Source organism: Rubrivirga sp. S365, from assembly GCF_032248475.1.
In the GTDB taxonomy this organism is placed as follows: domain Bacteria; phylum Bacteroidota; class Rhodothermia; order Rhodothermales; family Rubricoccaceae; genus Rubrivirga; species Rubrivirga litoralis.
Window position 1 is genome coordinate 1,692,503 of sequence record NZ_JAVTTN010000001.1, and the last position, 17,112, is coordinate 1,709,614.

Below are 17,112 nucleotides of genomic sequence, written 5' to 3' on the forward strand. Positions count from 1 at the left end.
CGCGCCCGCCCGCCCCGCCCGTGCCGCCCCGCTAGTCCCGCACGAGGACGGCCCACGACGTCGGCAGCGCGTCCGTCGAGACCGCCCCGCCCTCGGCCTCGACGCGGGCGCCCGTGAGCGCGTCCGTCCACGCCGCCCCGCCCAGGCGGACGGTCGCGGGGGCGGGGCGGTCCGGCGTCTGGGGCACGACGACGGCGAGGGCGCCGCCCGCGCGCTCGAACGCGACCCAGCCGTCGCCCTCGACCTCGACGCCCCGGTAGTCGCCTTCGAACAAGGCGGGGCGGTCGCGGCGAAGGCGGAGGAGGCGGGCCGTGACGTACGGCTTGGCGTCCGCCTCGCCGGTGTGCAGCAGGTCGCGGACGTCGTCGGGGGCGGGGCGGTCGAGGAGCGGCGCGAGCCGGTCGAGCGTGGCCGCGCGCTCGGCGTAGTCAACCGGCCGGCGGTTGTCGGGGTCGACGAGCGAGAGGTCGAGCCGCTCGGTCCCCTGATACAGGTCGGGGACGCCCGGGATCGTCAGCTTGAGGACGGTCTGCGTGAGCGTGTGCCGGAGCCCCAACGCGGCGAGGCGCTCGGCGAGCGGGGCGAGGACGTCGGCCACGGACTCGTCCGCGACCGCGCTGCGAGTGAACGCTTCGAGGTCGCGCTCGTAGGCTGCGTCCGGATTGATCCAGCTGGTCGAGAGCTTGGCTTCGCGCGCCGCCTTCTGGACGTAGCCCCAGAGGCGGTCCGCGAGGTCGGCCCGGTACGCCTCGGCGTCCTGCGACGGCGGCGGCGCCCAGAGCGCGGCGAGCGTCTGGAGCACCACGTAGCGGTCGAGCGCGCTCGGCCCGCGCGCGCCGACGAGGCCCGCGGTCGCCCGGTCCAGCGCCTCGACCGCCCCGCCCCAGTCGTCGGCGACGGCCGCGAGCGCGACGAGCCGGGCGCGCGTGTCCTCGCCGCGCTTGTGGTCGTGGGTGGCCGTCGCGAGCAGGTTGAGGGGGAAGTGGCCCGCCCGCTCCCGGTTGCGCGCGTGGAAGTCGCGGGCGGGGAGGGCGCCCTCGTCGGGCTCGCCGCCGACCTCGTTGAGCGCGAGCAGCCGCGCGTAGCGGTAGAACGCCGTGTCCTCGACGCCTTTCGCGGCGACCGGCGCCGTGTACTGCTGGAACCGCCCGACCCACGCCCACAGCCGCTCCGCGAGCGGGGGCGGGGCGGCCTCGGCGGCCTCGCCCGACACCGCGCGCTCGACGAAGTCGTACACCGACGGCTCCGCGGCCGGGTTGCGCGCCTTGGCCCGGGCGACCGCCCCGCCCGCGACGGCCCGGGCCTCGGCGGCGTCGTGGGGGAGGTACGTCCGGTAGCGGTCGAAGGCGGCGACGACCTCGACGAGCGCCTCGCGGAGCCCGCCGAGCGTGAAGTCGCGCGTCCGGTAGTCGAGCTCGGAGATCCGGTTGAGCCCGGTGGCGAGGCGCACGAGCTCGCCCGGCAGCGACGTGTCCATCACGATCCGCTTGCTCTCGTAGACCGTCTCGTCCCACGGCTCGGCGTCGGGGACCGCCCGGCGCCACACGCGGTCGAGGACCGCCAGGCCGTCGGCGTCGAGGCCGAGGTGGGCCAGGTCGTTCATGACCTCGTAGCCCGTCGTCCCCTCGGTGCACCAGTCGTCGGGGAGCGCCTCGCCCGGCCCCAGGATCTTCTCGACCCAGACGTGCTGCGCGCCCAGCTCGCGGAGCGCTTCGAGGTACCCGGCCGGGTCGAACATGCCGTCGACGTGGTCCACGCGGACGCCGTGGACGGCGTCCATCGCCAGCAGCTCGCCGAGCAGTCGGTGGGACTCCCAGAACACCTCGGGCTCCTCCATGCGGAGCGCGACGAGCCCGTTGATGTCGAAAAAGCGGCGGTAGTTGATCTCGTGGCCCGCCGTCTTCCACGACGCGAGCCGCCACGCCTGGCGCTCCAGGAGGTCGTGGAGCGCCCCGCCCTCGAACGACGCGAGCCCGGCGGCCACGTCGGCCCGGTCGGCGAGCGCGAGGAGCCGGAGGCGCAGAGCCTCAGCCTTTTCCACCTCATCGGGCGCCACCCCGCCGTAGGCGTCGGCGAGGTCCTTGAGGTCGAAGTAGACGTCCTCGCGCTCGTGGGCGGGGAGGGCGGCGTCGAGGAGGGCCGCGTAGGTGGCCGGGCTCAGCGCGAAGCGGTCGTCGTAGTAGGTCGCGTAGAACCGGCCGTCGTCGTAGGCGAGCGCGATGTCGCCGCCGTCGAGCGCCTCGCCGTAGGGCGCCCCGAGGAACGGGAGGAGCACCTTGCCCCGGAGCCCCGGCTTCAGCGGGTCCCAGTCGATGTCGAAGGTGCTCGCGTACTCCGAATGCGGGCCGTAGGCGAGCACGTCCTGCCACGCCCAGTTCCGCGGCCCGACGCCGGCGTGGTTGGGCACCCAGTCAAGGACGATGCCGAGCCCGTGCTCGGCGCACGTCGCGGCCAGCCGGTCGAACCCGCCCCGCCCCCCGAGCGCGTCGCTGACGCGGTTGTGGTCGACCACGTCGTACCCGTGCGTCGAGCCCGCGCGCGCTTCGGTGATGGGCGAGAGGTAGAGGTGGCTCACGCCGAGCCGGACGAGGTACGGGACGACGGCCTCGGCGTCGGCGAACCCGAACTCGGGGCGGAGCTGGAGCCGGTACGTCGCGGTCATCGAGAAGGGCGGGGGAGAGGGCAACGGACGAACCTGGAGGGCGGGGCGGCGGGGAGCCCGTACGTACTCGCGTCGGGCGCAGCGAGTCCCGCGGGCGGGGCGGTCAAAGTGGCGGGGCCGCCTCGCCCGGCCGCCCCGCCCTAGACGCGCGCCACGAGCGCCCCCGGCCGCGAGAACACCACCGCCCCGCCCTCGCGCCGGGGCGGGGCGGGGTCCGGCGCGTGGGCCGCGCTCTCGGTCGACAGCACGACGTGGGCGCCGCTCGGGAGCCCCAGCGCCGCCCCGCCCACGAGGTCGACCAGCGCGACGTGGCCGCCGCGGCGGAGGACGAGGGCGCCGTCGCCGGCGGCCTCGACGGTCGCCTCGGCCGGGTCGCCGAGGGCGGGGCGGAGGGCGAGGAGCGCGCGCGTGAGGGCCAGCGTGTGAGCGTGCCCCGGCGCGTCGCGCTCGGACCAGTCGAGGACGGCGGACCGGAACGTGCCCTCGGCCTGCGGGTCGGGGACCTCGCCGGAGAACCCGGGGAAGTCGGCGAACTCGCGCTTGCGGCCGGCCGTCACGAGCGGGCCGAGCTCGGCGTTGTGGTCGGAGAAGAACGGGAACGGCGCCGACGTGGCCCACTCCTGCCCCATGAACAACAGCGGCGTCTCGGGCGCCACGAGCAGGAGCGCCGTCGCCGCGCGGAAGGCGGCGGCCGATACCTCGTGGTGGAGGCGCGCGCCGGTCGGCCGGTTGCCCACCTGGTCGTGGTTCTGGACGCACACCACGCACTGCTCGCGCCGCACGCCCTCGGCGCTCGTCCCGCGCCGCTCGCCCGTCCGCCGGGTTGGGCGGCCGTCGTAGAACCAGCCGCGGCGGAGCGTCTCGGCGATCTCGGCCGTCGTCGTGCCGGCAAAGTCGGCGTAGTAGCCCTCGGTGTCGCCGGCGAGCACGTTGCGGACTTGGTGGTGGAGGTCGTCGGCCCAGACGGCGTCGAGGCCGTAGCCGGCGGGGCGGGGCGTGACGAGGCGGGCGTCGTTCCGATGGTCCTCAGCGATGAGGAGGCGGGGCGGGGTGAGGCCGTCGACGAACGCCGAGAGCTCGGCTAGAAAGTGCGGGTCGGAGTCGTCCACGAGCGCGTGCGTGGCGTCGAGGCGGAACCCGTCGAGGTGGTACTCCTCCAGCCAGTGGCGCGCGTTGTCCAGAAACAGGTCGCGGACGCCGCGCGAGCCGTCGTCGTCCAGGTTCATGGCCTGCCCCCACGGGGTCTCGTGCCGAGGCGTGAACACGGGCCCAAAGGCGGCGACGTAGGCGCCGTCCGGGCCGAGGTGGTTGTAGACCACGTCGAGCAGGACGGCCAAGCCCTCGGCGTGGGCCGCGTCGACGAGCCGCCGCAAATCGTCCGGCCGGCCGTAGGCGTGGGCCGGGGCGTAGAGCGCGGCGCCGTCGTAGCCCCACCCGCGCTCGCCGGGAAAGTCGGCGAGCGGCATGAGCTCGACGGCCGTCACGCCCAGCTCGCGGAGCGCCCCCAGCCTTTCGCGGACGCCGTCGAACGTGCCCTCCGCCGTGAACGTGCCGACGTGGAGCTCGTAGACGACGAGGCTTTCGAGGCCGGGCGGGGTCCAGCTGTCGTCGGTCCACGCGAACGCGCCCGGGTCGACGACCTCGCTCGGCCCGTGGACGCCCTCGGGCTGGAACCGCGAGGCCGGGTCCGGGAACGGGTCGCCGCCGTCGAGCGCGAGCCGGTAGCGGTCGCCGGCCGCCGCCCCGCCCACGAACGCCTCGTGGTACCCGTCGCCCGTCGCATCGAGCGGCACGCTCCGCTCGCCCAGGACGACGTCGACGCGCTCGGCGGCGGGCGCCCACACGCGAAAGCGGACGCCGTCGGGCTCGACGAGGGCTCCAAGGCGGGGGGGCGTGTTCATGGCGGGCGGGGCGGGGTGGGGAAGGGGCCGCCTCGAATGCGCCACCCCGCCCGTTGGGTCCGCCCGTTGGGTCCGCCCGTTGGGTCCGCCCGTTGGGTCCGCCCGTTGGGTCCGCCCGTTGGGTCCGCCCCGCTCGGCGCCTCGGCCGACCGCCCCGCCATCCTATGGGGACACCATGCATGGTGTCCCTACGCCTCCGCTGGCGTGGCGTGTAGACAAGCGCGAAGGGCGGGGCGGCCACCCCGCCCGTCACCCATCACTCGTCGCCCTCACCCCGCCCCGTCGTCTCGGTCAGGTTGCGGAGCCACTCGGTCGGGAGCGCGTCGAGCTGGTCGCTCGTGAGGCGCCACGCCCAGTTGCCCGCGGCCTCGCCCGGTGTGTTCATCCGGGCGTCCGAACCCAAGCCGAGCATGTCCTGGACCGGAACCACGGCGAGGTCGGCAACCGACGCCCACGCGGCCCGCACGAGGCGGCGCGGAACAGACTCGGCGCTCGGGCCGAGGTAGCGCTCGACGTGGGCGCGGACCTCGGGCGGGGCGGCCGCCCACCACCCCGCCGTCGTGTCGTTGTCGTGGGTCCCGGTGTAGACCACCTGGCGGCGGCGGTGGTTGTGGGGGAGGTACGCGTTCTGCGCGTCGCCGCCGAACGCGAACTGGAGCACGGCCATGCCCGGCAATTCGTGCCGCGCGATGAGGTCGCGGACGCCGTCGGTGATGAGGCCGAGGTCCTCGGCCACGATCGGGAGCGGGCGGCCGGCGTCGGCTTCGAGCGCGTCGAGAAGGGCGCTCCCCGGCCCCTCGACCCAGCGCCCCTCGACCGCCGTTTCCTCGCTCGCGGGGATCGCCCAGTACGCCTCGAACGCGCGGAAGTGGTCGAGGCGGACGCGGTCGACGAGCGCGAGTGTCCGGCGAAGCCGCCGGCGCCACCAGCGGTAGCCGTTCTCGGCCATCCGGTCCCAGCGGTAGAGCGGGTTCCCCCAGCGCTGGCCCGTCGCCGAAAAGTAGTCGGGCGGCACGCCGGCGACCTCGCGGGGCCGCCCCGCCTCGTCCAGATCGAAAAGGTCGCGGTCAGCCCACACGTCGGCGCTGTCGAGGGCGACGTAGATCGGCAGGTCGCCCAGGACCTCGACGCCGGCCGCCCGGCACCGCTCGCGGAGGGCCGCCCACTGGCGCTCGGCGACGAACTGGTCGAACCGCTCGCGGTCGACGGCCTCGGCGTGCTGGCGTCGGGCCTCGGCGAGCGCGCGCTCGTCGCGGTGCGCGAGGGCAGCGGGCCACTCGGTCCACGCCGCCCCGCCCTGGTCGGCCTTGATCGCCACGAACAGGGCGTAGTCCTCCAGCCACGCCGCCTCGCGCTCGGCGTAGTCCTCGAACGCGCCGCGCAGCGCCGCCCCGCCCGCCCCGTCCTGGAACCGCTCGTAGGCCGACGCGAGCAGCGCCTCTTTGTACTGGCGGGCGGCGGCAAAGTCGACCCGGTCGTCGGGGAGCGAGGGCGGGGCGGCCAGGTCGGCGTCCGTGAGCAGCCCGTCGTCGCGCAGCCGCTCGGGGCTGATGAGGAGCGGGCTGAGCGCGAACGTCGACGGGCTCGCGTAGGGCGAGTCGCCGTCGCCGGGCGGCACGAGCGGGAGCACCTGCCACACGCGCTGGCCGGCCGCCGCGAGCGCGTCGACGAACCGGGCCGCGCCGTCACCCACGTCGCCCACGCCGTAGGGCGACGGCAGGGACGTGACGTGGAGGAGCAGGCCGCTGGACCGGGACACGGGCAGGCCCCGGGGCGGGGCGGTAAGGGGGGCGGGGAAGATCGCTCCGCCCCGCCTGCTGGAGCCGCCCCGCTCCCAACGGTGAAACGGGGCGGGCGGGGTGGAGCGACGGCAACCCGCCCTGCTCGGGCGGGGCGGACGGATTTCTACGCGGCGTTCGGGCAGCGAGCCGCCCCGCCCGCGCCGTCAGTGTTACCGCGCCGCCGCTTCGCGCAGCCGGTCCTCAGACAGGTCTTCCTGCCGGCCCTTCCAGAGCGGCGCCCCGTCCGGCCGCGCGCGGCGGTCGCAGTAGACCTCCAGCTTGACGCCCTCGGGGTCGTGGACGTAGCACTGCCACGCGATCTGCGCCTCCTGGAGGTCCGTCTCCACGCCCATCGCGCGGAGCCGCTCGACGAACGTTAGTAGCTCGGCCTCGTCGTCGACCTCCCACGCGAAGTGGTCGAGCCGCGTGGTCTCGCCGAGGGTCTGCTTCGACGCGTCGCGCGACTGGCGGAGGACGAGCCGGTGGTGCATCCCGTCGTCCGCCCCGCCCGGAATCGGCTGGTCGTCTGTGAGGAAGGCGTAGTGGCTCTCGTCGTCGGACGTCCGCTCGCGGACCGTGAGCCCCAAGGCTTCGGTGTAGAACGCGGTCTGTCGGTCGAGGTCGTTGACGTCGAGGCGGAGGTGGCCGAGGCGAGCGGGCATAGCAGAGCGGACCCAGAGGGCGGGGTGGTGAGGGGCGTCCCCTACCGCCCCGCCCGCGCGCTGATCCCCCCGACCAGGCCTCTACGCCAGGAGCAGCGCGAGCGCGAGCGGCGCCCACACGCCGGCGACGATGAGCGCGAGCGACGCCACCTGCTTCCAGGCGATGGGTTCGGTGGGCGGGGCGGGGGGACGCGGAGCGGACATGGAGGCGGGGCGGGGGGGCGAGCGTGCCCGTAGACGTATCGACCGCCGACGGGCTGCGCTCAACGCAGCGGATTCACCAAGCCGTCATGTCCCCGTCGGCCGCCGGCTCGGCAGACGGGTTCCGGTCGGGGTCGGCCGAGTCCGTGGGGCGGGGTGGAGCGGGCCGTCGGGCGGGGCGGGGGAGGAGTCCCCCGCCGGACGCCGCGCGGCGTCGGCGCCGCCAGGGCACGTCGTTGGGGGCGGCGGACGTGGGCGGGGCGGCCAGAGCTTGGCGACTCTTCCACCCCGCCCTGATCCCATGCGCCTCCCCGCCCTGGCCCTCTGCCTCGCCGCCCCCGCGCTCGCCCAGACGGACGCCCGCCCCGCCCCCGACGACCCGGCCACGTGGACGCAGACCGCGAGGGGCGTCCGCCTGCTCGGCGGGTCCGCGTCGATCTCGCGGCAGGGGGACTTTACCACGGCCTCCGTCGCCCCGCGCGTCGGCCTGTTCGTGGCAGACGGGCTCGCGCTGGGCGTCGACCTCCAGCTCAGCTACCTACGGTCCGAGTCCTCCTTCTACACCGTCTCCGGCTTCCAGGAGTCCACGTTCTCGTCGACCGTGCTCGGTGTCGGCCCGAGCGTGACCTACTACGTCGGGGGCGGGCGCCCCGGCATCCGCCCGTTCGTCGAGGCCGATGTGTCGCTGGCCTACCAACGGTCGAGCGTGACGACGGAGGGCATCAGCTTTGCTCCCGAGATCGGCCTCGGCGGCGGGACGAATAGCAACTTCAACGTCGGCGGCGGTCTGGGCGCCGGCGTCTCGATCCCCGTCGCCCGGAACGTGGCCCTCCGTGCCCAGGCGTTCTACCGGACGTTCGACTTCGAGTTCGACGACAACTCCTCGACCTACGGCCTCTCGGCCGGCTTCACCACGTTCCTCTACTGAGCGGGGCGGGGTGGCGCGGCTACGAGGCCGCCCCGCCCTACAGCCGCGCCGCGAGCGCCTGGGCGGGGTGGAGCGCCCGGCGGCCCGTGGTGTGCTCGATCTGCTCGCGGCAGCTCGTCCCCGCCGCGACGACCACGCCCTCGGGCGGGGCGGCGCGGACGGCCGGGGCCAGCCGGTCCTCGGCGATCGCGACGGAGACGGCGTAGTGCTCGGCCTCGTAGCCGAAGGCGCCCGCAACGCCGCAGCACCCCGCCCCGCTCTCGGTCACGGCGAGGCCGGCGGCGCCGAGGCACGCGCGGCTCGCGCCCATCGACGAGAGCGCCTTCTGGTGGCAGTGGCCGTGGACGAGCGCCGCGTCGGCCGCCCCGCCCGCCGTCTGCCAGTCGAGCGCGCCGAGGCGGTCGGCGTGCGCCGCGCACCACTCCTCGAAGGTCATGGCCGCGGCTGCCACGGCGGCGGCGCGCGGGTCGTCTTGGAGGAGCCGCGGGATCTCGTCGCGGAGCGTCAGGACGCACGACGGCTCCAGGCCGACGATCGCCACCCCGCCCTCGGCGTAGGGCGCGTAGGTCTCGACCAGGCGCCGGGCGAGGCGCGTCGCGTGCGGGACGAACCCCTTCGACAGGTACGTCCGCCCGCAGCAGCGGTAGGCCGGCACCTCGACGCGCGCGCCGGCGGCCTGGAGCACGCGGAGCGCGGCGCGCGGGATCTCGGGCTCCTGGAAGCGCCCGAACGTGTCGACGTAGAGGGCCACGCGCGGGGCGTCGGGGTCCGCTCCGAGCGAGCCGTCGGGGGCGGGGCGGTCGCGCGCGGCCGAGAACGGGCGCGTGGCGAACGACGGCAGCGGCCGCTCGCGCGCGATCCCGAGCCGGTCGAGGGCGGGGCGGGCCAGCGGGCTCGCGTTCGCGCGGTTGACGACGTGCGCGAGCGGGCCGGCCAGGCGCCGCGCGAGGACCGGAAGGTGCGCGAACAGGCGCGTCCGCGCGCCGGGCCGCTCTTCCTTCCACTTCTGCTCTTGCCACGCCGTCTTCAGCGCCGCCATGTCCACCGACGCCGGGCACTCGGACTTGCACGCCTTGCACGACACGCACAGGTCGAGCGCCTCGGCGACCTCGGGGCCGGTCAGGCGGCCGAGGTCGCCGGTCAGCGCTTCGCGCAAGGCGTTCGCGCGGCCGCGCGTCGAGTCCTTCTCCTCGCGCGTGACCATGAACGGCGGGCACATCGTCCCCGCCCCGATCTTCCGGCACACGGCCGACCCGTTGCACGCCTCGACGGCCGACGCGAACCCGGCGTCGACGCCGCGCGGGTCGTGGAACGCGAGGCCGGTCTCGACGCGGGCGGGGTGGTAGTCCGGCCCCATCCGCAGCGCCTCGGTCAGCGGTGGCACGTCGACGATCTTGCCCGGGTTGAGGCGGCCGTCGGGGTCGAACGCGCGCTTGGTCGCCTGGTAGGCCGCGTAGAGGGCCGGCGTGTAGAAGTCCTCGGCGAGCGCGCCGCGCGCGCGGCCGTCGCCGTGCTCCGACGCGATGACGCCGCCGTACTTTTTGGCGAGCGTCATCGACGCCCGCGCGATCGCCTCCAGCGCCTCGACCTGGGCGGGGCGGCGGAGGTCCAGGAACGGGCGCACGTGGAGGCAGCCGGCGCTCGCGTGCGCGTAGACGACCGCGTCGACGTTCTCGGCCGACATGGCCTCTTCCATCTCGCGGATGTAGGCCGGCAGGTGGCGGACCGGGACGGCCGCGTCCTCGACGATCGCCGCGGCCTGGACCGGCAGCCGCGCGCTCATCGCCAGCCCCAGCCCCACCTTGCGCACGGCGTAGACGTCGGCCATGTGCGCGTCCTCCAAGGCCTCGGTGATCACCGCCCCGCCCCCCAAGTGCCGGCGCAGGCGGTCGAGCCCGTCGCGCGTCTCGGCATCCGAGCCGCCGCTGTACTCGACGATGAGGAGCGCCGCCGGCAGGCTCCCGTCCGCGTTCCGCTGGACGAAGTGGAGCTTCGGGGCGTACTCGGTCACGTTCAGCGCCCGCTCCAGCGCGATCCGGTCGAACAGCTCGACGGCCGTGGGGCCGGTCTCCAAAATGCCCTCGACGGCTTCGAGCGCCTCGCGCCGCGTGGCGTAGTGGACGACGCCCAGGACCGCGTGCGTCGGCCGCTCGACGAGCCCCAGCGTGATCTCGGTTGCGATCCCGAGCGTCCCCTCGCTGCCGGCGAGGAGGGCGGCGACGTTGCGCGTGCCGTTCCACGGTCGCCCCGGCCCGCGGTCGACTTCGGGCGCCTCGAACATCCGCTCCAGGCGGTAGCCGCCGGCGCGGCGCCAGTGCTCCGGCGTGTCGCGGCGGACGGCCTGCTCGTGGACCTTCAGGAGCGCGTCGAGGCGCCGGTACACCTCGCCCTCCGCCCCGCCCGCGCGCATTTTCGCCGCCCACGCCTCGGGCGAGAGCGGGGCGAACGAGACCGGCGTGCCGTCGGCCAGGAGCGCCCGCGCCGACTCGGTCCAGTCCACGACCGAGCCGTACTGGATGGAGTGCGTGCCGGTCGCGTTCGTGCCCAGCATGCCGCCGATCGTGGCCCGGTTCGACGACGCCGGGTCCGGCCCGACCTGGAGGCCGTGCGTGCGCGCCGCCGCGTTGAGGTCGTCCAGGACCACGCCCGGCTGGACCGTCGCTGTCCGCGCCTCGGCGTCGAGCGACACGATCTCGCGCAGGTGCTTGGTCGTGTCGACCACGAGTCCGGCCGAGACGGCGCTCCCGGCGAGGCTGGAGCCCGACCCGCGCGCGACGACCGGGATCCCGAACCGCCCCGCCTCCTCCAGCGCCGCCTGGACGTCGTCGGCGTGGCGGGGCACGAGGACGCCGAGCGGGGGCTCGCGGTAGAGCGAGGCGTCGGTGGCGTAGAGCGCCCGGCTGAGGGCGTCGAGGCGGAGGCTGCCCGCGATCCGGGGGCGGACGGCGGCGGCAAAGTCCTCCAGGCGGGCGGCGTCGGTGGGCATGCCGGAGTGTACGCGCCGCCTCGCCCGTTCGTGCGCGGGCGGGGCGGGGCGGCGGCTCAGTTCCCCTCCTGGACAGGAGGGGCTAGGGGTGGTGGACGGGGCGAGTGCCCGGCCCTATGCCAGCCCAGACGTATCGTCATGGAAGACGCCAACCACGGCACCCAATGGAGCGACAGCACAACAGGCCACGGCTAAAACCCATCCGCCAGGACCTCCGAAACCGCGCGACGCCTGCCGAACGAGCTCTGTGGTAGATGGTCAAGGGGCGGCAACTGAAAGGGCGCAAGTTCCGCCGCCAACACAGCGTCGGACGCTACGTGCTGGACTTCTACTGCCCCGCCGAATGCCTCGCCGTCGAACTGGACGGAGCTGTTCACGCCGACCCTGCCCGCGCGGAACACGACGTGGCGCGCCAGCGGGCGCTGGAAGCATGGGGTGTCCGCGTCCTCCGGTTTGAGAACCGCGCGGTCCTCCAGACGCCGGACGCCGTGCTGGAAGCGATCGCTGAGGCATTCTCTCCCGGTGGTGCTTGCCCGGTCCACCACCCCTAGCCCCTCCTGTCCAGGAGGGGAACTGGCCCCGCCCGCCGCCCCGCCCGGAGCCGCTGAACACGGGCGGGGTGGTTGCCTGCGCCCGCCCCGCCCTCGGCGCCCGCCCCGCCCTCGGCGCCCGCCCCGCCCGCGCGATCTGGGGCGGGGCGGCGGGCGGGCCATCCCGTATGTTCGGCCTTCGCCCACCCCGCCCCTGTGTCCACGGAGCCCGCCCGCCTCAAAAAGACGCTCACGCTGTTCGACGTCTACGCGATCAGCACCGGGGCCATGTTCAGCTCCGGGTTCTTCCTGCTCCCCGGACTCGCGACGGCCAAGGCCGGACCGGCGACGGTGCTCGCGTACTTCCTGGCCGGGGTCCTCATCCTGCCCGCCATGTTCTCCGTCGCCGAGCTGTCGACGGCCATGCCGCGCGCGGGTGGAGCGTACTACTTCCTCGACCGGAGCCTCGGGCCGCTCGCCGGCACCGTCGGCGGGCTGGGGACGTGGCTCGCGCTCATCCTCAAGAGCGCGTTCGCGCTCGTCGGCATGGGGGCCTACCTCGTCTTTTTCGTCGAGGACATCCCCATCAAGGCGCTCGCCGTGGGGCTGACGGTCGCGTTCGCGCTCCTCAACATCTTCGGGGCCAAAGAGACCAGCGGGCTCCAGCGCGTCTTCGTGACCATCCTCGTCGTGGTCCTCTCGTTCTTCGTGGTCCAGGGGATCGGCGCGGTCGTGGATCTGGGCGGGGCGGAGGTGTCGCGGCAGTTCACGCCGTTCCTCCCGTTCGGGGCCGAGGGGCTGCTCGCGACGATCGGGCTCGTGTTCGTGTCGTACGCCGGGCTCACGAAGGTGGCGTCGGTCGCCGAGGAGGTCCAGGACCCCGACCGGAACCTCCCGCTCGGGATGTTCCTCTCGCTCGCGACGGCGACGGCCATCTACTGCGTCGGCGTGTTCATCATGATCGCTGTCCTCGAGCCGTCCGAGCTCAGGAGCGACCTGACGCCCGTCGCGACGGCGGCCGAGGCCTTTTTCGACTGGCTCCCCGGTCGCTGGGGGCTCCTCTTGATCGTGATCGCCGCGATCGCGGCGTTTGCCTCGACCGGGAACGCGGGCATCCTCGCGGCCAGCCGGTACCCGCTCGCGATGGCTCGCGACCACCTCGTCACGCCGCGGCTCGCCACGCTCGGCCGGTTCGGGACGCCGGTCCCGGCCATCGTGCTCACGTCGGTGCTCATGATCTTCGTCATCGTGGCCCTCGACGTCGAGGGGATCGCCAAGCTCGCGAGCGCCTTCCAGCTTCTCGTCTTCGGGCTCCTCAACGTGGCCGTGATCGTGATGCGGGAGTCGCGGATCCCGAGCTACGTGCCGGGCTACCGGAGCCCTCTCTACCCCTACGTCCAGATCGTGGGGGTCGTGGCCCCGATCTTCCTCATCGCCGAGCTGGGGCTGCTCGCGATCGAGCTGTCGCTGGCCGTCGTGCTCGTGGGCATCGCGTGGTACGTCCGGTACGTCCGCCCGAACGCCGAGGTCGTGCGCGAGGGGGCCATCTACCACCTGTTCGCGCGGCTCGGACAGCGCCGCTACGAGGGGCTCGACGGCGAGCTCCGCACGATCCTGAAGGAGAAGGGGCTGGCCGACGAGACCCCGTTCGAGCACCTCGTCACGCGCGCGGCCGTCGTCGACCTCGACGAGGAGCGGTCGTTCGAGGACGTGGCCCACGACGCGGCGGTCCTCCTGGCCGACCGCGCGCGGCTCTCGCCGGCCCGGATCGTGCAGGGCTTCCTCGACGGCTCGCGCACGGGCTCGACGCCGGTCTCGGGCGGGGCGGCGCTCCCGCACCTCCGGCTCCCCGAGGTCGACCGGCCCGAGCTGGTCATGGTGCGGAGCCGGCCCGGGCTCGTCGTGTCGGTCGACACGACGGGCGACGCGCGGCCCGACGCGGCCGAGCGGGTCTTTGCCGCGTTCTTCCTGCTGAGCCCCGAGGAGCCCCCGGGCCGCCACCTCCGAACACTCGCTAACATCGCGAGCCGGATCGACGAGGAGCCGTTCCTGCGCGAGTGGCGCCGCGCGGCGACCGAGCAGGACCTGAAGGAGGTCCTCATCCAGAACGACCGCTACCTCGGCCTTACCGTCGACCCCGCGGGGCCGACGGCGGAGCTCGTCGGGCGGGCGCTGAAGGACGTGACGTTGCCGCCGGGCGTGCTCGTCGCGCTCGTCCACCGCGAGGGCCAGATCGCCGTCCCCGGCGGCTCGACGGTCCTCGAAGCGGGCGACCGGCTGACGGTCATCGGCGAGGCCGCCGGCATCCGCGCGCTCGCCGACGCGTACCGCCCCGCCCCGGCCGCGCCCTAGCCGCCCCGCCCCCGGCCGCCCTCGGGCGGGGTGGCGCGCCCTGTCACCGGGGCGACCCGCCGTTTCCCGCCCCGCCCGATCCGGGCGGGGCGGCCCCACCGCAGCCCCCGAGCCGGTACGCATGAAGACCGTCGGCGCCCACCTCTCCTACTTCCTCCGCGACACGTCGGTCCGCCGCAACGTCCGGTCGCTGATGAAGGTGGTCGCGTTCGTGGCCGCCGTCGTCGTGGTCTTCGCCATCACGTTCCACTTCGTCATGCTCCACGAGGGCGAGGAGCACTCGTGGGTCACGGGGTTTTACTGGACGCTGACCGTGATGAGCACGCTCGGGTTTGGCGACATCACGTTCGAGAGCGACCTGGGGCGTCTGTTCAGCATCCTCGTGCTCGTCTCGGGGATCCTGCTGCTGCTCATCGTCCTCCCGTTCGCGTTCATCCGCTTTTTCTACGCGCCGTGGCTGGAGTCGCAGGTCCAGATGCGGGCGCCGCGCCGCGTGCCGCCGGGGCTGGCAGGGCACGTCGTGATCTGCGCCTACGACTCCATCACGCCCGGGCTCATCCGGCGGCTGGAGGGCGAGGGCGTCCCGTACGTGGTCCTCGAAGAGGACCCGACGACGGCCGCCGAGCTCTACCTCGACGGGGTCTCCGTGGTCGCGGGCGGGGTGGACAGCCGGGCGACGTACGAGGCGCTCGCGCTCGACCGCGCCCGCCTCGTGCTCGCCAACCGCGAGGACACCGTCAACACGAACATCATCCTGACGGTCCGGGAAGTGGCCCCCGACGAGCCGGTCGTCGCGATCGCGAGCGCGCAGGAGTCGGTCGACGTGCTCGAATTGAGCGGGGCCACGCACGTCCTCCCGCTCAAGCAGTGGCTGGGCGAGCAGCTCGCGAGCCGGGTCAACGCGCTCCACGCCCGGTCGCACCCCATCGGCCACTACGAGGACCTCCTCGTCGCCGAGCTCCCGGTCCACCGGACGCCGCTCGCGAACCGGACGGTCCGGGAGACCCGTCTCCGCGAGGTCTCGGGCGTGAGCATCGTCGGGGTCTGGGAGCGCGGGCACCTCCACCCCGCCCGGCCCGAGACGCCGCTCACGGACGCGAGCGTGCTGGCCGTGATCGGGACCGAGGCCCAGTTCGAGGCCCTCGACGATCTCCTCGTCATCTACAGCGTGAACCCGAACCCCGTCGTCGTCATCGGCGGGGGCCGCGTCGGGGCGGCGGCGGTCCGGTCGCTCCGGCGGCGCGGGGTGCCGGTCAACCTCGTCGAGCGCGAGCCCGAGCTGTGCGCGCGGCTGGCGCCCGAGTGCGGCCGCGTCGTCGCCGGCGACGCGGCCGACTACGACCGGCTCTGCGAGGCCGGCATCCTGGAGGCCCCGTCGGTCCTGCTCACGACCAACGACGACGCGATGAACATCTACCTCGCGTCGTACTGCCGGAAGCTGAACCCGGACCTCCGCATCGTCAGCCGGATCACGTACGACCGGAACCTCGAGTCCATCCACCGGGCCGGGGCCGACTTCGTGCTCAGCTACGCGACGCTGGGGACCCGCGCCGTCCTCTCGGTGCTCAAGGGCCGCGAGCTCGTGGTGCTGGGCGAGGACGTCGACCTGTTCTCGGTCCCGGTCCCCCGCTCGCTCCGCGGCAAGACGCTGGCCCAGACGGAGATCGGGGCGCGGACGGGGCTGAGCGTGATCGCGCTTCACCACGGCGACGAGGCCGCGACGGACCTCTCGGCCGACACCGTGCTCGCGCCGGGCGCGGAGCTCCTGATGCTGGGCGGGGAGGCGCAGCGGGCGGAGTTCGCCGAGGTCTTCGGCGACGCCTGAGCGGGGCGGGGCGGCCGGAGCGGGGCGGTTCTGGAGGCGCGCCACCCCGCCCGGCCCGAGACCCCTCACCCTGGCTGCGCCGACGCTGCGCGGTGTCCCTCCTCAGCCGCCCAGCGACGCCAGTACCTCGCGGATCGTCTGGACGTCGCGCGTCTGCTGGAGGTGCGGCCGGCCCGTCACCATGCGGCGGGCACCTTCGGGTGCGAGGGCGGGGCGGGCGCCGTCGCGGCGCTGGAGGACCTGCCGCGAGGCCTCGACCACGAGGTCCGTGCCCAGCCCGAACACGCTGCCCACGACGTAGACGTACTCGACGTCCGGCGGGAGCGGCATGGCCGGGTTGTCGACGGCGTACGGCAGGCCCGGGTCGCCCGCGTTGATCCCGACGACCGCCCCGCCCACGGCGCCGTCGGCGTCGACGTCGAAGTCCTCGAACTCGTCCGTGTCGGCCTCGTCGCCGCCGTAGAGGTAGCGGCCGGCGCCGAGCGCCGAGCACGGGTAGACGGCGCGGAGGTCGCGGATGGCCTCGGTGCGCGCGCCGGCGAACGCCTCGGTCAGCACGCTGAGGAGCGAGCCGCCGCCCTCGCCGTCGCAGAGCCCGGCGCCCAGGTTGCTCCCCTGGTGCGGCGTCCCGTAGGTCACGGCCGCCGAGACGCGGTGGCCGTCCGGGCGGTCGGGCTCGGCCCACCACCGCGGGCGGCCGTCGGCGTCGCGGCGCTGGAGGTACTCGCGGACGGCCAGCCCGCCCATCGACTGCCCGACGAGCACGACGCGCTCGGCGCCCGTGGCGGCGAGCACCTCGCGGACCGCCCGCCCGAGCGCCGCCCCCTGCTTCACCACGCCGGCCTCGTTGCTCTCGGACCGCCCCGCCCCGCGCCGCGCGTAGGGCGCGAGCGTGCCGGCGGCGGGGTCCGCGACGGCCTCGAAGTTGACGAAGAACAGGCGCGAGTCGACGCGCTCCGGCGCCCCGCCCCCGACGGCGACGGGCGTCCGGTCCGGCCGCCGCCGCGTGGGGACGATCTCGGACACCACGACGTCGCTCGCCGTGTCCGTCCGCTCGCTCGCGTTGAGGTCGGCGTGGACCGTGTAGGGGAGGCCGTAGCCGTCGGCCGCGAGCGCCGTCGCCACGTCGCGCCACGCGAGGTCGGAGTAGGACAGGCCGTGCACGAAGAGGACGGGGTCGCCCGCCCCGCCCGGCGCGGGCGCTTCGCCCTGTGCGAGCGCCGGCGGGGCGGCTCCAACGAGGGCCGACACGACGAGCAGGACGACAATGAGGCGCACGGGCGG

At 74.7% G+C, this 17,112-nt stretch carries 11 protein-coding genes; 4 read left to right on the plus strand and 7 right to left on the minus strand.

Translation table 11 applies throughout. From position 1 onward, the window contains the following. Window positions 1-31: 31 nt before the first annotated feature. From treY to RQM47_RS07425, 5 genes are all read right to left on the minus strand, one after another. Complete coding sequence (treY, locus tag RQM47_RS07405) at window positions 32-2,662, minus strand: malto-oligosyltrehalose synthase (protein WP_314008214.1); 2,631 nt, start codon at window positions 2,660-2,662, stop codon at window positions 32-34. A gap of 140 nt (window positions 2,663-2,802) precedes the next feature. Beyond that, complete coding sequence (gene treZ, locus RQM47_RS07410) at window positions 2,803-4,563, minus strand: malto-oligosyltrehalose trehalohydrolase (RefSeq protein ID WP_311665977.1); 1,761 nt, start codon at window positions 4,561-4,563, stop codon at window positions 2,803-2,805. Window positions 4,564-4,819: 256 nt separating this feature from the next. Then, a complete protein-coding gene (malQ, locus tag RQM47_RS07415) occupies window positions 4,820-6,322 on the minus strand; it encodes a 4-alpha-glucanotransferase (protein WP_311663212.1) in 1,503 nt (500 codons plus the stop codon). A gap of 192 nt (window positions 6,323-6,514) precedes the next feature. After that, on the minus strand, window positions 6,515-7,006 hold the full coding sequence (locus RQM47_RS07420; protein ID WP_311663210.1) for a VOC family protein: 492 nt from the start codon (window positions 7,004-7,006) through the stop codon (window positions 6,515-6,517). A gap of 81 nt (window positions 7,007-7,087) precedes the next feature. Continuing rightward, complete coding sequence (locus RQM47_RS07425) at window positions 7,088-7,210, minus strand: hypothetical protein (RefSeq protein WP_311663208.1); 123 nt, start codon at window positions 7,208-7,210, stop codon at window positions 7,088-7,090. A gap of 298 nt (window positions 7,211-7,508) precedes the next feature. Between RQM47_RS07425 and RQM47_RS07430 the strand changes: the two genes are divergently transcribed. Further along, window positions 7,509-8,135 (plus strand): outer membrane protein, encoded by a 627-nt coding sequence (locus tag RQM47_RS07430; protein WP_314008217.1) that lies wholly within the window; start codon window positions 7,509-7,511, stop codon window positions 8,133-8,135. A 37-nt stretch (window positions 8,136-8,172) separates the two neighbouring features. Here RQM47_RS07430 and RQM47_RS07435 read toward each other — a convergent pair whose 3' ends face one another. Further along, the gene (locus tag RQM47_RS07435; protein WP_314008220.1) at window positions 8,173-11,121 is read right to left on the minus strand and encodes an FAD-binding and (Fe-S)-binding domain-containing protein; all 2,949 of its coding nucleotides are present in this window, start codon (window positions 11,119-11,121) and stop codon (window positions 8,173-8,175) included. A gap of 254 nt (window positions 11,122-11,375) precedes the next feature. On the opposite strand from RQM47_RS07435, the gene RQM47_RS07440 reads away from it, so the two are divergent. From RQM47_RS07440 to RQM47_RS07450, 3 genes are all read left to right on the plus strand, one after another. Beyond that, entirely contained in the window at window positions 11,376-11,672 is a 297-nt protein-coding gene (locus tag RQM47_RS07440; protein WP_314008223.1) for an endonuclease domain-containing protein, read from the plus strand. Between the two features lie 195 nt (window positions 11,673-11,867). Further along, window positions 11,868-14,003: an amino acid permease gene (locus RQM47_RS07445; RefSeq protein ID WP_314008226.1), complete on the plus strand. Its 2,136-nt coding sequence runs from the start codon at window positions 11,868-11,870 to the stop codon at window positions 14,001-14,003. 121 nt (window positions 14,004-14,124) lie between these two features. Next, entirely contained in the window at window positions 14,125-15,828 is a 1,704-nt protein-coding gene (locus tag RQM47_RS07450; RefSeq protein ID WP_311663198.1) for a potassium channel family protein, read from the plus strand. 102 nt (window positions 15,829-15,930) lie between these two features. Here RQM47_RS07450 and RQM47_RS07455 read toward each other — a convergent pair whose 3' ends face one another. After that, a complete protein-coding gene (locus tag RQM47_RS07455) occupies window positions 15,931-17,106 on the minus strand; it encodes a hypothetical protein (protein WP_314008229.1) in 1,176 nt (391 codons plus the stop codon). Between the last annotated feature and the right edge of the window lie 6 nt (window positions 17,107-17,112).